Raw genomic sequence first — 18,968 nt, 5'->3', positions numbered from 1 at the left:
TATAGTTTGCGTATACTAAGGTAGATCTATTGTCATTGACGTTGTTAGACGTCTATGACCATTCCTGACGGTAGTGCCATGGGCTATTGTTAGGATGTTTATATAGAGACAGAGGGATGAATAGAAACTGTTCATCCTTTTGTCGTTGTGAAGGAGCTTGGAAAATGGATATTAGTCGGGCAATGAAAGATGTAAAAGAAGGAAAAGTGTGGCCGATATATGTACTAGTCGGAGAAGATCGATACCGTGTCCAGCAATTTGTTACCTATTTGTCAGAAACTATTTTTGCAGTGGATGAACGGGAGTTAGGAATTGTTAAGTTTGATACTACCGAAACTGTTATTGATGAAATTATACTTGAAGCAGAAACGGTGCCATTTTTTTTACATAAAAAATTAATTATTGTTCATGATGCTTTGTTATTGACCGCAGGTGGGAAAGATGTTAACAAATTAGATCACAAACCGGATGCTTTGTTGCGCTATCTTGAACATCCTTTAGAGTCTTCAATCGTTGTGTTTATTGCCCAAGCTGAAAAGTTAGATGAGCGACGTAAAGTGGTAAAACAATTAAAGAGTAGACAAGCAGTACTAACCTTTGACGAGCTAGATCAAGCTCAAATGAAACAATGGCTACTTCGAAGAATTCAAAAACAAGGTCGGACGATTACGGAAGCGGCAGCAGCATTGCTACAAGTGAAAACAGGCAATCATATGCAGCAATTAGCACAAGAGAGCGATAAACTTTGTTTGCGCGTTGGGGAAGGGGGGACGATTGAAGAGTCAATCGTTCGTGAACTAATTCCAGATACAGCAGAAGAGCATGTCTTTGCGCTCGTGGATGCGATTGTAGAGTTGCGTACAGAGCAAGCGTTACACCTTTATAAGCAGCTACTATTGCAACGAGAGGAACCGATAAAGATTATTGCATTAATCGTGCGCCAAATACGAATGATGTTGCAAATTAAAGAGTTAGAGCAACAGCACTACTCGCCGAAGCAGATGGCATCGATATTAGGACAGCATCCATATGCTATTAAACTAGCGGCAGAGAAGGGGAAGCGCTTGAAGCAACAGCAGTTAGCGACTATTCTATCGCAGCTTGCAGATCTTGATTATAATATGAAAATAGGAGCGGCTAACAAAACGCTCGCTTTAGAATTGTTTATTTTATCTTTGGCTGCCTAAATAGCTAGCTACAAATTAAAGTTGAAATAGCAAAACGGCTATTCCCTATTGTAGGGAATAGCCGTTTTATGTTATTAAGCTTGTGCCGATAATGCGTTAACCTTTTTAGCAAGACGTGATTTTTTGCGGGCAGCCGCATTTTTATGAATCAAGCCTTTTGTCACTGCTTTATCAAGTTTTTTCGTTGCTAGCACTAGAGCAGCTTTTGCTACTTCTAGATCTGTGCCAACGACTGCTTGATCAGCAGCTTTAACGGCTGTACGAAGTGCAGATTTTTGAGATGCATTCAAAGCACGACGCTTATCGTTAGTTTTAACACGTTTAATTGCAGATTTAATGTTTGGCATGGAATCACCTCCTAAACTATTCAAAGAAGTGCACGTAGACCTACTGAATACTACACAACTTCAAATATACTATCACGTGCAACCATAAATTGCAATAGTTCTGCTAGTTACCTGCATAAGCGTCGACAGCATAAAAATAGTTTTTTACCGTATGAAAAATGTACATCTGCAAACAATAGCTGTGACGGAATTAAAAAAGGAGGATCTATCGAACATGGATCAGTTAGATTTGCAACAATATAACGTACGTACTGACTTAGCGTTAGAAGCTAGAGAAATAGCAAGTGAAACGAACGGTCATAGTAAGTTCGAAGGAATATCGGAAGAGCGGGAAGAATTAGATGGTATTACTGTAACGCATATGCATGTAGAAAATGAACAAGGTGCCAAGTCAATTGGAAAAATGGTAGGGCGTTATGTGACGATTGAAGTGCCAGAGCTAAGAGATCATGATTCGGAACTACAAAACAAAGTAGCTAATTGTTTCGCTCAGCACTTTTCGAGTTTTTTGGAACGTCTATCGATTGATAAAGCTGCCTCCGTTTTAATTGTTGGGTTAGGTAACTGGCATGTAACACCAGATGCTCTCGGTCCATTAGTTGTGGAGAATGTTTTAGTAACAAGACATTTGTTTGAGTTAATGCCAGAAAGTGTAGCGCCTGGCTACCGATCAGTCAGTGCCGTTGCCCCTGGTGTACTTGGTGTGACAGGGATTGAAAGTAGTGAAGTAGTACAAGGTATTGTTGAACGATCGAAGCCCGATCTTATTATTGCGATAGATGCACTTGCTTCTCGAGCGCTTGAACGAGTGAATACGACGATTCAAATTGCAGATATTGGCATCCACCCTGGTTCAGGAATTGGAAATAAGCGACGAGGATTAACGAAAGAAATTTTAGGTGTGCCTGTTATTGCGATAGGAATTCCGACGGTGGTCTATGCTTCCACCATTGTAAGTAATGCTTTTCAGATGATGCGTAATCATATGGAACAGCATAATGGCAATACGGATCAATTATTTGGGGTAATGAATCAAATGCCAGAAGAAGAAACGTTACAGTTAGTTCGTGAAGTGTTACATCCGCTTGGTCACGATTTGTTAGTCACGCCTAAAGAAGTAGATCAGTTTATCGAAGATATTGCCAATGTATTAGCCAACGGGTTGAATGCTGCATTGCATGAAGCGATCGATCAAAATAATGTATCAGCGTACACTCATTAAAAGATGTTAGTTAACATGACGTCATCAATAAATAAATAGATAAGTAAAGCAAGCACAAATCTAGCCGGTATAACGGTAGGTATGTGCTTTTTTTCGTTGCTTCTGTTGATGTGAAATGGATTTGTTTGCTTCGAATCTCTTAATTTAGTTCTATGAAATATTACTAGTACATAAATTAATAGTAAATAGACACTAGCGGAGGGAATCGAAATGCAGAAAACAATCCATCCATATACACGATCTAATCAGAAAATGGACAAAGTAATGATGAGTGCTAGGTTATTTTCTAAATTGTCAATTATTAGTATGTTGTTGTTTATATTTTTTGGAGTGACCAGCATCGTTTACAAACAGTCCAACCAAGGACCTAATGTTAATTTACGTCAATTAGCGGCTACCGTATCAAATGGTTTATTTGGGGATATGCTAGAAATAGAGTTACCTCAATTCCATAGTCAGTTAACAGATGGTTCCATTAACAATTATGAGATTAGTCGCTATTTAATGAAAGCTTTAACGAATATAGATATCGAAGACCCAACAAGTATTATTATTAGTGAACTGCCGGGCATGCAACAAAAAGAAGTGTTTCTGCTGCGCAAAGGAATTGCCACCGATATTACAGTCGGACCGCAAGATTATACACCAGTTGACTATGATCCATCGATTGAATTCGCTCCAGGTGGTGAGGAACCTCCAACAGGGAATGACGTGACACCGATTATCGATGAGCAAGAAAAAACAGATCTGGCGAACAAAAGTGTTTTTATCTATCATACTCACAATCGTGAATCTTGGTATCCGGAAATGGAAGAAAAGAAAAAGTATGCAGATTCTACTACAAAAAATATAACGCTATTAGGGAAAAGGTTGAAGGAGCAACTAGAGAGCAAAGGAATTGGAGCGATTCATTCTAAAGTAGACTATCCTGCCACTGTGCCAGATTTTCGATATAACCTTTCGTACAAATACTCGAAAAAGACTGTGAAAGAAGCAATAGCAAGTAGCAAAGAACTTATTTACTTTTTTGACATCCATCGAGATTCACAAAAAAGAAAATATACAACAGTTAATATCAATGGCGAAGATTATGCACAAATTTATTTTATTATCGGTCACAAAAATCCTAATTGGAAAGAAAATGAAGCATTGGCTAACGAAATACATGATGCATTGGAAAAGAAGTATCCTGGTATATCTCGAGGAGTATGGGGAAAGACAGCCGCAAATGGTAATGCAGAATATAATCAATCGCTTGCTGCGGGTAATTTGTTAATTGAAATAGGTGGAATTGAAAATACGTTAGAGGAATCATATCGAACAGCGGATGCATTAGCAGAAGTTGTATCAAAAATATATTGGGCGGATGAAACTGTTTCGACAAAGGAGTGATCGTAGTATGCGTAATAAAAGCTGGAAGTGGGTATTGCTTGGTGCGGCATTAAGTATTGTTGTATTGTATGGGATTGAAATATCAACAGCAGGGATCGAGCGAATCTATGGCCCGCTGGAACAAGAACAATTGCCTCCCACTTCTGTAGTCCCATCGGAGCAGCAGTTGCCAGCGGATACGATGCCAGAGCTTACTGAAACAGAACGCCGCATTGTGGAGTTAGAGAAGGAAATCGAAAAGTTAAAAATCATGACACAAACAGAGCAGAAAACAGTAATAGAACCGATAGCGGAGGAAAGAGAATATGTGCAGCAGGAAGAACAGCTTATTATGGAGTTGGAGCCTAACGAAGCAACGGTAAATAAGTTGGCGGATTCTGCCTCCGGTATGTTACAATCAGCATCTAACAGTAGTATTAAATTCATCGTATCTATATTTGAAGGTTTCATTAAATGACTATCAATATATTTGGTTTATCGCTATCACATTTCGATTGTCCATTGCTGATCAGCCATCTTATTGGTATACTGTTAGAATGATTAGAACTATTGGGAGTGTGGAGGTTAGGCATGATCGACGTTCGTGACCGACAGAAAAAAATAAGAAATTTTTCCATTATTGCACATATCGACCACGGAAAATCCACGCTTGCGGATCGTATACTGGAATTTACAGGAGCTTTATCTTCACGAGAAATGCAGGCACAAGTGCTAGATCAGATGGATTTGGAACGTGAAAGAGGTATTACAATCAAGCTACATGCTGTTCGGCTTAACTATAAAGCTGATGACGGTGAAGAGTATATTTTGAACTTAATTGATACACCGGGGCACGTAGACTTTACTTACGAAGTATCACGCAGTATGGCAGCTTGTGAAGGTGCGTTACTTGTCGTTGATGCGGCACAAGGAATTGAAGCACAGACGCTAGCAAACGTCTATTTGGCGCTAGATAATAATTTGGAAATATTGCCTGTTATTAATAAAATTGACTTGCCAAATGCTGATCCTGATCGGGTGAAGCAAGAGATTGAAGATGTTATTGGATTAGACACTAGTGAAGCTGTCCATGCATCTGCAAAAGCAGGTATCGGAATAAAAGAAATTATTGAACAGATCGTTTATAGTGTTCCAGCACCTGAAGGTGATCCAGATAAGCCGCTCAAAGCACTTATTTTTGATTCTCACTATGATCCATACAAAGGTGTTATCGTTTATGTGCGAATTGTCGATGGTAGTATTCGTCCAGGCTCAAAAATTCGATTTATGGCAACAGGCGCTGAATTCGAAGTAATTGAAGTTGGTGCGTTTATGCCACGAATGACAATCGTTGATGAGTTAGTTATTGGTGACGTAGGTTTTGTAGTAGCTGGTATCAAAAATGTGAAGGACACTCGCGTTGGAGATACGATTACAGGAGTGAAGAACGCAGCAACGGAGCCACTACCGGGGTATCGCCGTATTAACCCTATGGTGTTTTGTGGATTGTATCCTATCGATACACAAGATTACAACGATCTACGAGAAGCGTTGGAGAAGTTAGAGCTTAATGATGCAGCATTGAGATATGAAGCGGAATCATCTACTGCTTTAGGATTTGGATTCCGTTGTGGATTTTTGGGACTACTGCATATGGAAATTATTCAAGAAAGAATTGAGCGTGAGTTTAATATTCCGCTAATTACGACAGCGCCAAGCGTTGTGTATAAAGTAACGTTAACGAGCGGTGAAGTACTAGACATCGATAATCCAAGTAATTATCCAGAATCGGCTAAAATAGAGTGCGTAGAAGAACCATTTGTAAAAGCCAGCATCATCGTACCGAATGACTATGTTGGCGCTATTATGGAGCTTTGTCAAAATAAACGCGGTGAGTTTGTCAATATGGAGTACTTGGATACGAATCGCGTGACGATCCACTACGAACTGCCTTTATCTGAAATCGTTTATGATTTCTTTGATAAGTTAAAATCGAGTACAAAAGGGTACGCTTCGTTCGACTATGAGCTTTCTGGCTATCGTCAGTCTAAACTGGTCAAAATGGATATTAACTTGAATAATGAGCCAGTCGATGCGCTATCTGTTATTGTGCATAGAGATCGTGCGTATCAGCGTGGAAAAACAATTTGTGAAAAAATGCGACAGCTTATTCCACGTCAAATGTTCGAAGTGCCGATCCAAGCTGTTATTGGACATAAAGTAATTTCTAGAGAAACGGTTAAAGCGATGCGTAAAAACGTGTTGGCAAAATGTTATGGTGGTGACATCAGCCGTAAACGTAAGTTGCTTGAAAAGCAAAAAGAAGGTAAAAAACGGATGAAGCAAGTCGGTAACGTAGAAGTTCCACAAGAAGCTTTTATGGCTGTATTAAAAATCGACGAAGATTAATAAGCGTGAAAGAGGGGAGAGCATCGCTCTTCCTTCTTTGATTGTTTGGTGAGAGAGGTGCTTTCTATGCATAACACGAACAAAGAAACTACGAGTGCGCCTAGAGCGCTGTATATTCATATACCATTTTGTACAAACAAATGTTTTTATTGCGATTTCACATCGTACGTTGTGAAGGGGCAGCCGGTAGATGATTATTTGGATGCGCTGGAACAAGAAATGATCACTACTGTATCGGAGCTGCCACCGCAGCAAATCGATACTATTTTTGTAGGAGGAGGAACGCCTACCGTTTTAACACCAGCTCAGATGGAGCGGTTTTTGACATCTGTACATCGTCATTTTCCACTGGCAGAGCAGGTGGAGTTTACGATGGAAGCTAATCCGGGCACCACAGACTTGGACAAGCTTAAAGTAATGTTTGATGGTGGTGTGAATCGATTAAGCTTTGGTGTGCAAGCATTCGATAACCATTTGTTAGAACGAATTGGACGGATTCATAGTGTGGACGATGTATATGCTAGCATTGCTAATGCGCGTAAAGCTGGTTTTGAAAATATGTCGATTGATTTGATGTTTGGATTACCTGATCAGACATTGACGATGCTTGCGGATAGTGTGCAAAAAGCAGTGCAGCTAGAGTTGCCTCATTATTCTTTATATAGTTTGAAAATCGAAGAGAATACATTATTTCATCATTTGTATCATCGTAATAAATTACCACTTCCATCGGAAGATGATGAATTTAATATGTATATGCTATTAATCGAGCAGTTGACGAAATATGGCTATTCACATTATGAAATAAGTAACTTCTCCAAAGCAGGCTATGAAAGTAAGCATAATTCTGTGTACTGGCGTAATGAGCCTTATTATGGGCTAGGAGCGGGTGCGCATGGTTATGCTTCGCGCGCAAGACATGTCAATATTAAAGGAGTACAGCCTTATATTGATGCTGCTAAAGAGCGACTGCCTCGACTAGAGCAGTATGAAATTAGCGAGCACGAAGCGATGGAAGATTTTATGATGGTAGGACTAAGATTGTTGGCGGGTGTTCGTACATCTTCATTTGCGAAGCAATTTCCTAATCATAATCTAGAACAAAAGTTTGCTCCGCAACTTGGTAAGCTGCTCCAAGCGCAATTGATTGAAAAAGTCGATGTGAGAGATGATACGATTTATCGTTTATCTAAACAAGGGATTATATTCGGTAACGATGTATTTGCCAGTTTTTTAGATTAATGGCTATTGCAAGATAATTCAAGTTGATGTATATTTATTCGTAAATGGTTTTTTGACGACCGAGTGGAGTGAGGATATATGCAAACGACAGCTGTTATATGTAGGCAAGCTGTAGTGGAAGATGTAGAACAATTATATGAGCTCATTCACAGTTATGCTGTGCAGGGGATTATGTTGCCTCGTACTAGAGAAGCGCTAGCTGCTTCCATCGATTCTTTTGTTGTGGCAGAGTTAGAAAATAAGATTGTCGGTTGTGGTTCCTTAACTATACTCGGTGCTGATTTGGTAGAAATTCGCTCGCTCGGTATGAGTGAACAGTATAAAGGTTACGGCATAGGTAGCAAGCTCGTGGAACAATTGATCGAACAAGCGAAAGAACTGAAAATAAGCAAAATAATGGCTTTGACATATGCTGTACCATTTTTTGAACGGAATGGATTTCATATCGTAGAAAAAGAAATTTTTCCAGAGAAAGTTTGGACGGATTGTGCGATCTGTCCGAAGCGATTTGCTTGCGATGAAATCGCAGTAATGAAAAAGTTATTTTAATCGTACAAAAATACGCCTAAAAATGCCGAACTGACTTGACAACAACCAAGGTGGTTTGGTATTTTTGTTATAGTGATTAGCACTCGACTGTAATGAGTGCTAACGACATCGGATCAACATAGCAATATCGATGCTAAGGAGGGGTTGGAATGCTAACAGAACGACAACGATTAATACTACATGCCATTGTAGATGATTATATTCGCTCGGCGGAACCGATAGGATCGAGAAGTATATCGAAACGTGGCGATGTCAAGTTTAGCCCAGCTACTATTCGTAATGAGATGGCTGATCTAGAAGAACTAGGATTTCTAGAGCAACCACATACTTCTGCCGGTCGAATACCTTCTACTAGAGGTTATCGTTATTATGTCGATCATTTAATCAAATTTAATGACGTGCAAGATTTGAATTTGTTAAAGATGTTTGTAACCGATCAAGTAAATCAAATAGAAGAAGTGATTCAACATGCTGCTTCTATTTTATCGAGTTTAACGAATTATACATCGATATTACTCGGACCAGAAATGATGAGTACAACGTTAAAGCATTTCGGTATAGTACCTTTAGATGCGGCATCTGCTGTAGCTATTATTGTTACGAACACAGGTCATGTGGAAAATCGGACCATATCATTACCTCCTAACTTACCAATGGATGAGATGGAGAAAGTAGTAAACATATTAAACGACAAATTGGTTGGCGTGCCGATTTTGATGTTGCAATCAAGATTATATAGTGAAGTGAGAGAGGAATTGAAACGACATATTGATCAATCGGAACAATATGTCGCAATGCTCAATCAAGCTTTAGCCAATCAAGATAGCGAAGGGCGCGTATTTTTAAGTGGGACGACGAACATGTTAACTCAGCCAGAATTTAAAGATGTTGATAAAGTAAAAACAATTTTAGATTTGCTGGACGAGACACCAACCATTTTAAAAATGTTTACTGATTTACCTAGAGGAATACAAGTGCGCATTGGGACAGAAAATAACCATCAAGCAATAAACGATTGTAGTTTGATTACAGCTACCTATTCTATTGACGGTCAATCCTTTGGAACGATTGGAATTCTTGGGCCTACACGGATGGAATATGGCAAAGTTATTCAGTTGTTAGATGTCATTTCAAAAGATATGGCTGTTCGTTTAGGTAGATGGTATAAATAATTTTTTTGCAGAAAATGCAGGGAATTGGTAAAGTAATGAAGGAGGTGACACAAGTGAATAAAAAACATAAAAATAAGATGAATAATGAAGCGGTAGAAGAAGCAGTTATCCACGAGGAAGTTGCTTCAGAAAATGAGCAGACAACAGTGGAAGAAAACGATGAGACTACATCTGCTACATCGCAGCAAAATGATTCTGGCATGGATGAAGTACTTAGTGCGAAGGAAGCAAACTTAGTCAAAGAAATAGAAGCTGAGCAACAGCGTACATTACGTGTACAGGCTGATTATGATAATTTCCGTCGTCGTACGATGAAAGAGAAAGAAGAACTAGGTAAATACGCTTCGATGAAACTAGTCGAACAATTGTTGCCTGTGCTTGATAATTTCGAGCGTGCTATTGCGGCAGCAGCAACTAATAATGACTATGATTCACTTGCCAAAGGGGTAGATATGATTTTCCGTCAATTTGCACAAACGATGGAGCAAGAAGGGCTGAAGCCAATGGAAACAGTTGGTGAGCCATTTAACCCGGAATATCATCAAGCGATTATGCAAGTAGAGAGTGATGAGTACGAAGAAGGAATTGTTGTAGAGGAAGTACAAAAGGGGTATATATTGAAAGACAAAGTACTGCGACCAGCGATGGTGAAAGTTAGTAGTTAATAGATCTGTTATACAAAATAAAAAGTAAACAAGTTATTAGGAGGCATATTCATGAGCAAAGTTATTGGTATTGACCTTGGAACTACAAACTCTTGCGTTTCCGTTATGGAGGGTGGCGAAGCAGTTGTTATTCCTAACCCGGAAGGTAATAGAACGACTCCTTCTGTAGTCGGATTTAAAAAAGATGGTGAGCGTGTTGTAGGGGAAACAGCAAAACGTCAAGCAATTACAAACCCTGATCGTACAATTAGCTCTATTAAACGTCATATTGGTAGCAATCACAAAGAGATGGTGGACGATAAAGAATTTACACCACAAGAAATTTCTGCAATTATTTTGCAAAAACTAAAATCCGATGCTGAAGCTTACTTGGGTCAAACCGTAACGCAAGCAGTTATTACTGTACCGGCATATTTTAACGATAGTCAGCGTCAAGCAACAAAAGATGCTGGTAAAATTGCTGGGCTAGATGTACTTCGTATCGTTAACGAGCCTACAGCAGCTGCACTTGCTTATGGTCTAGAAAAAAGTGAAGATCAAACGATTCTAGTATATGACCTTGGTGGCGGTACGTTTGACGTATCTATACTAGAGCTTGGCGATGGATTTTTTGAAGTAAAATCTACTAGCGGTGACAATAAACTTGGTGGTGACGATTTCGACCAAGTTATCATAGACTATATGGTTACTGAGTTTAAAAAAGAGCAAGGCATTGATCTTTCTAAAGATAAAGCAGCGGTACAACGATTGAAAGATGCGGCTGAAAAAGCGAAAAAGGAATTGTCCGGTGTTTTGACGACATCCATCTCTTTACCGTTTATTACAATGGTAGATGGCGTACCTCAGCATTTGGAGATGAACTTAACACGTGCAAAATTTGAAGAGATATCAGCGCAATTGGTAGAGCGTACACTAGGTCCTGTTCGTCAAGCGATTAAAGATGCTGGCGTTGCAGCGAGCGAGATTGATAAAATCGTGCTAGTTGGTGGTTCTACACGTATTCCAGCAGTACAAGAAGCTGTCAAAAAATTAACAGGTAAAGATCCTCATAAAGGAGTAAATCCGGATGAGGTCGTAGCTCTTGGTGCAGCTGTACAAGCGGGTATTTTAAGTGGTGATGTGAAAGACGTTGTCTTGCTTGACGTTACTCCATTGTCATTAGGAATTGAAACTGCTGGTGGCGTATTTACAAAAATGATTGATCGTAATACAACCATTCCAACAAGCAAATCACAAGTGTATTCCACTTATTCAGATAATCAACCGGCAGTTGAAATTCACGTGTTGCAAGGTGAACGTGAGATGGCAGCTGGTAACAAAACGCTAGGACGCTTTACACTAAGTGACATTCCTCCTGCACCACGTGGTGTGCCACAAATCGAAGTTACATTTGACATTGATGCCAATGGTATCGTAAATGTATCTGCGCTGGACAAAGGAACAGGAAAAAGTCACAAAATCACGATTACTTCTTCTAGCGGTTTGAGTGATGCTGAAATCGAGCAAATGATGAAAGATGCAGAACTTCATGCAGAAGAAGACCGTATTCGTCGTGAATTGGTTGAAGCGAAAAACAACGGAGATCAACTAGTATATCAAGTGGATAAAACGATCAAAGATCTTGGCGATAAAGTAGATGCAGCAGAGATCGAGAAAGCTAATGCAGCGAAAGAAAAGCTTGTTGCAGCACTAGCTACTGATGAACTTGAGCAAATAACCACAGCTACTAACGAGTTGAACGAAATTGTACAACAGCTATCTGTAAAACTTTATGAACAAGCACAGGCACAAGGAGATGCTGCTGGAGCTGATGCTAATGCTGGTGGAGAGTCAAAAGGTAAAGATAATGTTGTAGATGCTGATTATGAAGTTGTTGATGAGGACGACAAGAAGTAATCATTGATGAAGTTGGCAGGCGAGAGGTCAAAGACAGGCGCTTCCTGGATTTGACCTTCTTTGCTGCAAAGGATAGATTATATGGATATTGCGAGGTGAGAGTAGATGGCTAATAAAAGAGATTATTATGAGGTGCTAGGTGTTGGTAAGAGCGCTTCGGATGAAGAATTAAAAAAGGCTTATCGCAAGCTTGCCCGACAATATCATCCCGATGTGAACAAAGAGGCAGACGCGGAAGAAAAGTTTAAAGAAGTAAAAGAAGCTTACGATGTATTGAGCGATGATTCTAAACGATCTACTTACGATCGCTTTGGTCACGTTGACCCGAATCAAGGTATGGGTGGAGCGGGTGGAGCCGACTTTGGTGGAGGCTTTGGCGATATATTTGATATGTTTTTCGGTGGTGGTGGCGGTCGTCGAGACCCTAATGCACCACAACGAGGAAATGACTTACAGTATACGATGACAATTGAGTTTAAGGAAGCTGTATTCGGCAAGGAAACGGAAATAAGTATTCCGCGTACGGAGTCTTGTGATCCTTGTCATGGTTCTGGTGCAAAGCCAGGAACGCAGCCTGAAACTTGTTCTGTTTGTCATGGTAGCGGGCAGCAAGAAGTGGTAGCTAACACTCCATTTGGCAGAATGGTTAATAGACGAGCTTGTTCGAATTGTAGTGGATCAGGTAAAGTGATTCGCGAACGTTGTTCAAGTTGTCATGGTGCCGGTCAAGTGAAAAAACAAAGAAAAATCAAAGTATCCATTCCAGCAGGTGTGGACGAAGGATCGCAAATTCGCATATCTGGTGAAGGAGAAGGCGGATTACGTGGCGGACCAGCGGGCGATTTATATATCGTTTTACGGGTAAAAGAGCATGAATTCTTTGAGCGTGAAGGCGATGACATTTATTGTGAAGTACCACTTACATTTACTCAGGCAGCACTTGGGGATGAGATTGAAATTCCTACGCTAACTGAAAAAGTGAAGTTGAAAATACCAGCAGGTACACAAACAGGCACTTATTTCCGTCTAAAAGGAAAAGGTGTACCGCGGCTTCGCGGATACGGTCAAGGAGATCAGCATGTGAAGGTGACTGTTGTAACTCCTACGAAACTAAGTGAAGAGCAAAAAGCGTTATTGCGCCAATTCTCTGGTGTTAATGGAGTAACACAAGTGGAACAATCTGATCATCATGAATCGATTTTTGATAAAATGAAAAAAGCTTTTCGTGGCGATTAGCTCGAGGTACAGAAAATGATTTAGCCGATTTACTGTGAGGACGCATAAGCAGTGGATCGGCTTTTTTATGTAAAAAACATTTTTTTGTCATAGGCGTCTAACTTGTTGTACAATATAGGATAGGTTTTCTAAGTTATTGGAGGGTTGTCTTCATGAAGTGGCAAGAGCTTACCATTCATACAACAGAAGAAGCTGTTGAAATGATTTCGAATTTTTTACATGAACTTGATGCAGACGGTGTTTCGATTGAAGAGTCAGGGACGCTTAATAAAGAAAGAGATACATCTTTTGGACAATGGTATGAACATGCACTAAATGATATTCCTGAAGGGCAAGCTGTTATTAAAGGATATTTTAACTCTAGTGTAGATATGGAACATATGATAGCAGAACTGCAACCTCGGGTAAATCAATTAACAGAGTTTGATATACATATCGGCGACGTTCAGTATGAAGTGAATGAAGTTGATGATGAAGATTGGGCACATGCTTGGAAACAATATTTTAAACCGGTAGAAGTAACACCGACATTAGTTATTAAACCGAGCTGGGAGCAATATGATGCTAAACCAACCCAAAAAGTGATTGAGATTGATCCAGGGATGGCATTTGGTACGGGTACCCATGCAACAACTACTTTATGTTTAAAAGCATTAGAGCAAGTGATTAAAGGTGGAGAGCACGTTATTGATGTTGGCACAGGTTCCGGTATATTAGCGGTAGGTGCTTGCAAGTTAGGTGCTGATCGTGTCCTCGCTCTTGATCTTGATCCTGTAGCGGTTTCTAGTGCGATGGAAAATGCTAGTTTAAATCAATTATCCGATCAGATTGACGTTCAACTAAGTGATTTATTAGGTGTAATAACACAAGAAAATAATGATACAGCCCAATCGTTAGCGATTTCGCTACCTGTTGATATCGTCGTTGCTAATATTTTGGCAGAAGTTATTTTATTATTCGTAGAAGATGTATTTGCAGCGTTGAAGCCAGGAGGTATATATATCGCATCTGGTATTTATAAAGATAAAGCAGAACTGGTAGAACAAGGGCTAGTGAAGCATGGCTTTGTTATTATGGAGCGGAAAAAAGAAGAAGATTGGACAGCAATTATTGCACAGAAACCACAGGTGAATATATGAGTGGGCTTGAAAATCTACTAGTAGTTTCTTTTCGAGAATTACCATTTTTCGCATTGGCGCTTATTATTTCATTTACGGTGCATGAATTTGCTCATGCCTATGTTGCTTATAAATTTGGAGATGATACGCCGTACAAAGATGGAAGAGTTACACTTAATCCAGCAGTTCATCTTGATTTATTCGGAGCAATTTTAATATTGATTGCAGGATTTGGTTGGGCTAAGCCTGTCATGGTGCGAGCGAGTAATTTTAAAAACCCTCGGATGATGAGCGTTATTGTTTCGGCAGCAGGACCTTTGAGTAATTTACTAATGGGAATCATCAGTGTATTTGCAATAAATATTTTGAATGAGACAGGTTGGCTCTATGCAGTTAGTCCGCAAGTGACAGATGCCATTACGATGTTTTTTCAGTTTTTGGTACAGTATAGTTTTTTATTGTTTGTGTTTAATTTAATTCCATTGCCACCGTTAGACGGTTATCGGATCGTTGTTGAATTTTTACCATTGCGCCAGAGAATACAGATCGAACAGAATGCCCACTGGGGATCGATTATTTTTTTGTTAATGGTATTTATTCCACCGTTAAGAGAAGTAACGTTAGATCCAATATTGGGTCTAGGCAATAAAATTGCAATTGCAGTTATTAACATGGTGCACCTCATTGTGTAAATAGCATTATAGTTTATACCATGTTATTATATATGAATATATAAATTAGTACGAAGTAATAGTAGTATTTGGAATAAGGCAGGTTAAAACAATGCAACGGTATTTTGTAGAAGAGAATGATTGGCAGGAAGAGTTGATAGAGCTTAGTGGTGATGATGCACATCATATCGTCAAAGTGATGCGTATGAAAGTTGGTAGTCAATTCATTGTTGCTAATGGGCAAGGGAAATCAGCGCTAGCTGAATTATATGAAATAAATAGTGGAGCAGTTACTGCTAAAAGAATAGAATGGTTACCAATGGAGCTGCCATTTCCAGTGAAGGTCACGATTGCTCAAGGGCTACCAAAAGGCGATAAAATGGAAATGGTTATTCAAAAAGGGACAGAAATTGGAGCGGCATGCTTTCTACCGTTTGAATCGGAGCGAATGATCGTACAGTACGATGCCAAAAAAGAAGCAAAACGATTAGAGCGTTGGCGCAAAATTGCTAAAGAAGCAGCCGAGCAAGCCCACCGTACATACTTACCGGAAGTAAAATCCGTTCATCGGTTTGCTGCGTTGCTAGAGCAGATGCAACATTATGATGTTGTATTATTATGCTATGAACAACAAGCAAAACAAAGTGAGCAGTATGGGCTTGCAACGGCACTTGCTACTTGGCGAGCAACGAGCAAATATGCGGAGCTAAAAACAGAACAACAACCGAGCAACATACTAGTGATTATTGGTCCAGAAGGTGGTTTCAGCGACCAAGAAGCTGCCGAAGCAATTGCAGCAGGTGCTGTTGCCATCAGTTTGGGCAGTAACATATTACGAACAGAAACAGCAGGCATTGTTGCCTTAAGCTGTATACTATACGATGCAGGAGTTATGGGAGGAGTGTCATAAATATGTCAACAGTTGCATTTTATACATTGGGCTGTAAAGTCAATTTTTACGACACCGAAGCGATCTGGCAATTGTTTAAACAAGAAGGTTATGAACAGGTTGATTTCGAAGAGACAGCTGATGTTTATTTAATTAACACGTGTACAGTAACGAATACAGGCGATAAAAAAAGTAGACAAGTCATTCGTAGAGCAGTACGTAAAAATCCCGAAGCAATCATTGCTGTTACGGGATGCTATGCACAAACGTCACCAGCGGAAATTATGGAAATTGAAGGTGTCGATTTAGTTATTGGAACACAAGATCGAGACAAAATTATGAGCTTTGTTTCGCAAGTGCAGCAGGAACGCCAGCCGGTCAATGCTGTCCGTAATATTATGAAAACTCGCCAGTTTGAAGAATTAGACGTACCTGATTTTTCAGATCGAACGAGAGCTTTTTTGAAAATTCAAGAAGGCTGTAACAATTTTTGTACGTTTTGTATTATCCCTTGGTCGCGAGGATTATCACGTAGTCGTGAATCCGAAAGCGTATTGCAGCAAGCACATCATTTGGTAGAGGCTGGCTACAAAGAGATCGTTTTAACTGGTATTCATACTGGTGGTTATGGTGATGATATGGAAAACTATAACTTAACGAGTTTACTATGGGATTTGGATAAAGTGGAAGGTTTGGAACGGATTCGAATCAGCTCGATTGAAGCAAGTCAAATTGATGATGACATGATCGAAGTACTTAATCGTTCTGCAAAAATGTGCCGTCATCTTCACATTCCGTTGCAAGCAGGAGATAATGCTGTATTAAAGCGCATGCGCCGTAAATATACTGTAGAAGAGTTTGCTTTAAAAGTAAAACGTTTGAAGGAAGCAATGCCTGGTGTTGCTATTACGACGGATGTTATTGTTGGTTTCCCTGGCGAAACAGATGAAATGTTTGAAAATGGCTATAAATTTATGGAGGAAATTGGCTTTTCTGAAATGCACGTCTTTCCCTATTCGAGAAGAACGGGTACACCAGCAGCACGTATGACTGATCAAGTAGATGAAGATGTGAAAAATGAACGTGTAAAAAAACTGATTGCTCTTTCTGAGAAGATGCAGCTTGCTTACGCTCAACAATTTGTTGGTGAAGTGCTAGATGTTATTCCAGAACGTGATTATAAAGGAGCACCTGGTACAGGGCAAGTGATGGGTTACTCCGACAACTATATTCAACTCGTTTTTGAAGGTGATGAGTCATTAATTGGACAGATTTGCCGAGTGAAATTGCTAGAAGCGGGAGCTACCGAAAGTAAAGGGCAACTAGTACGAGTGTTGGAATCACGTAACGATAGTTCGCAAGCAATGTAAAAGGTGAGGATTCCAATTCTTTGTCTATGATGGCGAAGCGATTGGAATCCTTTGTTGTATAGATTACGCTTTGTTAAGTAACAATAATTGGTGTGGACATGAAAGGGGGAAAGAAACTTGAAACAGATTTCAGCCGGTGGAGTAGTGTTTCGTCATACGGACGAAGGAGAATTACAAATTCAGCTTATACAGGACCGTTATGGCAAAGTTTCGCTCCCCAAAGGTAAGATGGAAGCTGGTGAAACAGTGGAACAAACTGCACTACGTGAAATCGCAGAAGAAACCGGCTTAGTTGGTGAAATTATCATGCCGATCGATCAAATTAAATATCAATACGACCATCCTAAATTTGGAAAAGTGAATAAAGAAGTACATTATTATTTAGTGAAAGCTATCGGTGGTCAATTGCAACCACAAATGGAAGAAATTCGAGGAGTCGAATGGTTTGAGCCGCAAGAAGCGTGGCGTATGCAAAAACAACTAGGATATGAAAACAATGATCGAATATTGAGCGGTGCTTTAAAATTGTTACATATTGCTGTGCAATAATGATTGATTGCACAGCAACTTTTCTGTTTATATAGCATTTAGGAATAAGCAGGATCTATTTTTTGCAACCACTTCGTATAGCAAAGTGGCAAAGCGATGAGCGAGCTTAAAATGTTAAATATAGTTTGTGCTCGAGCGATATGTGATGATGGAGTGTGAGATAACCAATCGGACGTTTGAATTAATAGATCAATGAATGGCATAAATAACAATGCGCCCCCGACATTGAGTATGACATGTGATAGCGCGACATAGTATCCAGCTTTTGTACCGCCTATAGATGCGAGCAGTGCTGTAGCACAAGTGCCAATATTTGCTCCTAATACGATAGCAATGCCAAGTTCGACGGGCATCGTTCCCATCATAGTAAATCCCATCACGATACCGATTACTGCTGCACTACTATGGACGAGTGCAGTCATTATTGTCCCCGCTAATAATCCCCACCAAAGACTCGTTTCCGACTGAGCTAGCAACCAATGAAATACACCACTATCAGAGACAGCACCGCCTGTACTCTGCATCATCGTTAAGCCGGCTAATAACAATCCGAATCCACCAATAGCAACCGAGGCAGAGCGTATATGCTGTAGCCAGCTTTTGTTGTTATACGATGGGATTAGTCCCATTTCTCCTAACAAAGCAGTCAATAACCAAGCAGCGAATGCAAAAGCAATGAAAGGTATCGCCAATCGATTGATGTTCAGACCGATAAGCTCTGTTGTGACGACTGAACCGATATTAGTACCCAAAATAATACCAATCGTTCTCGTAAACGTAAGTAAACCGGAATTAACCATACCGATAGAAATAACAGATACAGCTGTACTACTTTGTAATAGCGCTGTAGAAACGGTGCCAACGAATAATCCGTGTAGCGGTGTTCGGGTGAAACGTTGTAAAAAAGTTTCTAAATAAGCGCCAGCCATACGATGCAGTGCTAGTTCCATTAATTTCATACCACTCATAAATACTGCGAAGCCTAGTAACATCGGAATAATGATTGTTTGCCACATTATTTATCTTCTCCCGGATTTGATATTGTTCATAATTTGATATACTACTTATAGAGCAA

18 protein-coding genes are annotated in these 18,968 nt (G+C 39.8%); 16 read left to right on the top strand and 2 right to left on the bottom strand.

Features of this window, described 5'->3' with window-relative positions:
• The first annotated feature begins 164 nt into the window (after window positions 1–164).
• On the top strand, window positions 165–1,187 hold the full coding sequence (gene holA / locus ACFSTH_RS05285; protein WP_377772015.1) for a DNA polymerase III subunit delta: 1,023 nt from the start codon (window positions 165–167) through the stop codon (window positions 1,185–1,187).
• Window positions 1,188–1,261: 74 nt separating this feature from the next.
• Here the strand turns inward: holA and rpsT are convergent, their stop codons facing one another.
• On the bottom strand, window positions 1,262–1,534 hold the full coding sequence (gene rpsT / locus ACFSTH_RS05280; protein WP_377772013.1) for a 30S ribosomal protein S20: 273 nt from the start codon (window positions 1,532–1,534) through the stop codon (window positions 1,262–1,264).
• Between the two features lie 214 nt (window positions 1,535–1,748).
• Between rpsT and gpr the strand changes: the two genes are divergently transcribed.
• From gpr to ACFSTH_RS05205, 15 genes are all read left to right on the top strand, one after another.
• Window positions 1,749–2,756 carry a GPR endopeptidase gene (gpr, locus tag ACFSTH_RS05275; RefSeq protein ID WP_377772011.1) on the top strand — a complete coding sequence of 336 codons (1,008 nt, stop codon included), beginning with the start codon at window positions 1,749–1,751 and terminating at the stop codon, window positions 2,754–2,756.
• 210 nt (window positions 2,757–2,966) lie between these two features.
• Window positions 2,967–4,148 (top strand): stage II sporulation protein P, encoded by a 1,182-nt coding sequence (spoIIP, locus tag ACFSTH_RS05270; RefSeq protein WP_377772009.1) that lies wholly within the window; start codon window positions 2,967–2,969, stop codon window positions 4,146–4,148.
• 7 nt (window positions 4,149–4,155) lie between these two features.
• The gene (locus ACFSTH_RS05265) at window positions 4,156–4,605 is read left to right on the top strand and encodes a hypothetical protein (RefSeq protein WP_377772007.1); all 450 of its coding nucleotides are present in this window, start codon (window positions 4,156–4,158) and stop codon (window positions 4,603–4,605) included.
• Window positions 4,606–4,718: 113 nt separating this feature from the next.
• Window positions 4,719–6,536 (top strand): translation elongation factor 4, encoded by a 1,818-nt coding sequence (gene lepA / locus ACFSTH_RS05260; protein ID WP_377772005.1) that lies wholly within the window; start codon window positions 4,719–4,721, stop codon window positions 6,534–6,536.
• Between the two features lie 66 nt (window positions 6,537–6,602).
• Entirely contained in the window at window positions 6,603–7,778 is a 1,176-nt protein-coding gene (gene hemW, locus ACFSTH_RS05255) for a radical SAM family heme chaperone HemW (protein WP_377772003.1), read from the top strand.
• Window positions 7,779–7,856: 78 nt separating this feature from the next.
• Complete coding sequence (locus tag ACFSTH_RS05250) at window positions 7,857–8,327, top strand: N-acetyltransferase (protein ID WP_377772001.1); 471 nt, start codon at window positions 7,857–7,859, stop codon at window positions 8,325–8,327.
• A 149-nt stretch (window positions 8,328–8,476) separates the two neighbouring features.
• Window positions 8,477–9,499: a heat-inducible transcriptional repressor HrcA gene (gene hrcA, locus ACFSTH_RS05245; protein ID WP_377771999.1), complete on the top strand. Its 1,023-nt coding sequence runs from the start codon at window positions 8,477–8,479 to the stop codon at window positions 9,497–9,499.
• Between the two features lie 53 nt (window positions 9,500–9,552).
• Window positions 9,553–10,164, top strand: a complete 612-nt coding sequence (gene grpE / locus ACFSTH_RS05240) for a nucleotide exchange factor GrpE (protein ID WP_377771997.1) — start codon at window positions 9,553–9,555, stop codon at window positions 10,162–10,164.
• A 51-nt stretch (window positions 10,165–10,215) separates the two neighbouring features.
• Window positions 10,216–12,060, top strand: coding sequence for a molecular chaperone DnaK (gene dnaK / locus ACFSTH_RS05235; RefSeq protein WP_377771995.1), 1,845 nt, complete (start codon window positions 10,216–10,218; stop codon window positions 12,058–12,060).
• Between the two features lie 105 nt (window positions 12,061–12,165).
• A complete protein-coding gene (dnaJ, locus tag ACFSTH_RS05230; RefSeq protein ID WP_377771993.1) occupies window positions 12,166–13,296 on the top strand; it encodes a molecular chaperone DnaJ in 1,131 nt (376 codons plus the stop codon).
• A 152-nt stretch (window positions 13,297–13,448) separates the two neighbouring features.
• A complete protein-coding gene (gene prmA / locus ACFSTH_RS05225) occupies window positions 13,449–14,435 on the top strand; it encodes a 50S ribosomal protein L11 methyltransferase (RefSeq protein WP_377771991.1) in 987 nt (328 codons plus the stop codon).
• On the top strand, window positions 14,432–15,106 hold the full coding sequence (locus ACFSTH_RS05220) for a site-2 protease family protein (protein WP_377771989.1): 675 nt from the start codon (window positions 14,432–14,434) through the stop codon (window positions 15,104–15,106). The genes prmA and ACFSTH_RS05220 overlap by 4 nt, the downstream gene beginning before the upstream one ends.
• Window positions 15,107–15,197: 91 nt before the next feature.
• Window positions 15,198–15,995 carry a 16S rRNA (uracil(1498)-N(3))-methyltransferase gene (locus tag ACFSTH_RS05215; protein ID WP_377771987.1) on the top strand — a complete coding sequence of 266 codons (798 nt, stop codon included), beginning with the start codon at window positions 15,198–15,200 and terminating at the stop codon, window positions 15,993–15,995.
• 2 nt (window positions 15,996–15,997) lie between these two features.
• The gene (gene mtaB / locus ACFSTH_RS05210) at window positions 15,998–17,344 is read left to right on the top strand and encodes a tRNA (N(6)-L-threonylcarbamoyladenosine(37)-C(2))-methylthiotransferase MtaB (RefSeq protein WP_377771985.1); all 1,347 of its coding nucleotides are present in this window, start codon (window positions 15,998–16,000) and stop codon (window positions 17,342–17,344) included.
• Window positions 17,345–17,461: 117 nt separating this feature from the next.
• Window positions 17,462–17,893, top strand: coding sequence for an NUDIX hydrolase (locus tag ACFSTH_RS05205; protein ID WP_377771983.1), 432 nt, complete (start codon window positions 17,462–17,464; stop codon window positions 17,891–17,893).
• A gap of 38 nt (window positions 17,894–17,931) precedes the next feature.
• Here ACFSTH_RS05205 and ACFSTH_RS05200 read toward each other — a convergent pair whose 3' ends face one another.
• Window positions 17,932–18,909, bottom strand: a complete 978-nt coding sequence (locus ACFSTH_RS05200; RefSeq protein ID WP_377771981.1) for a Na/Pi cotransporter family protein — start codon at window positions 18,907–18,909, stop codon at window positions 17,932–17,934.
• Between the last annotated feature and the right edge of the window lie 59 nt (window positions 18,910–18,968).

Origin of the sequence: Paenibacillus yanchengensis, assembly GCF_042684845.1 — a bacterium.
Classification (GTDB): Bacteria; Bacillota; Bacilli; order Paenibacillales; family Paenibacillaceae; genus Pristimantibacillus; species Pristimantibacillus yanchengensis.
The sequence above is the reverse complement of the archived record's forward strand: the minus strand, read 5'-3'. Positions and strand labels throughout refer to the sequence as shown.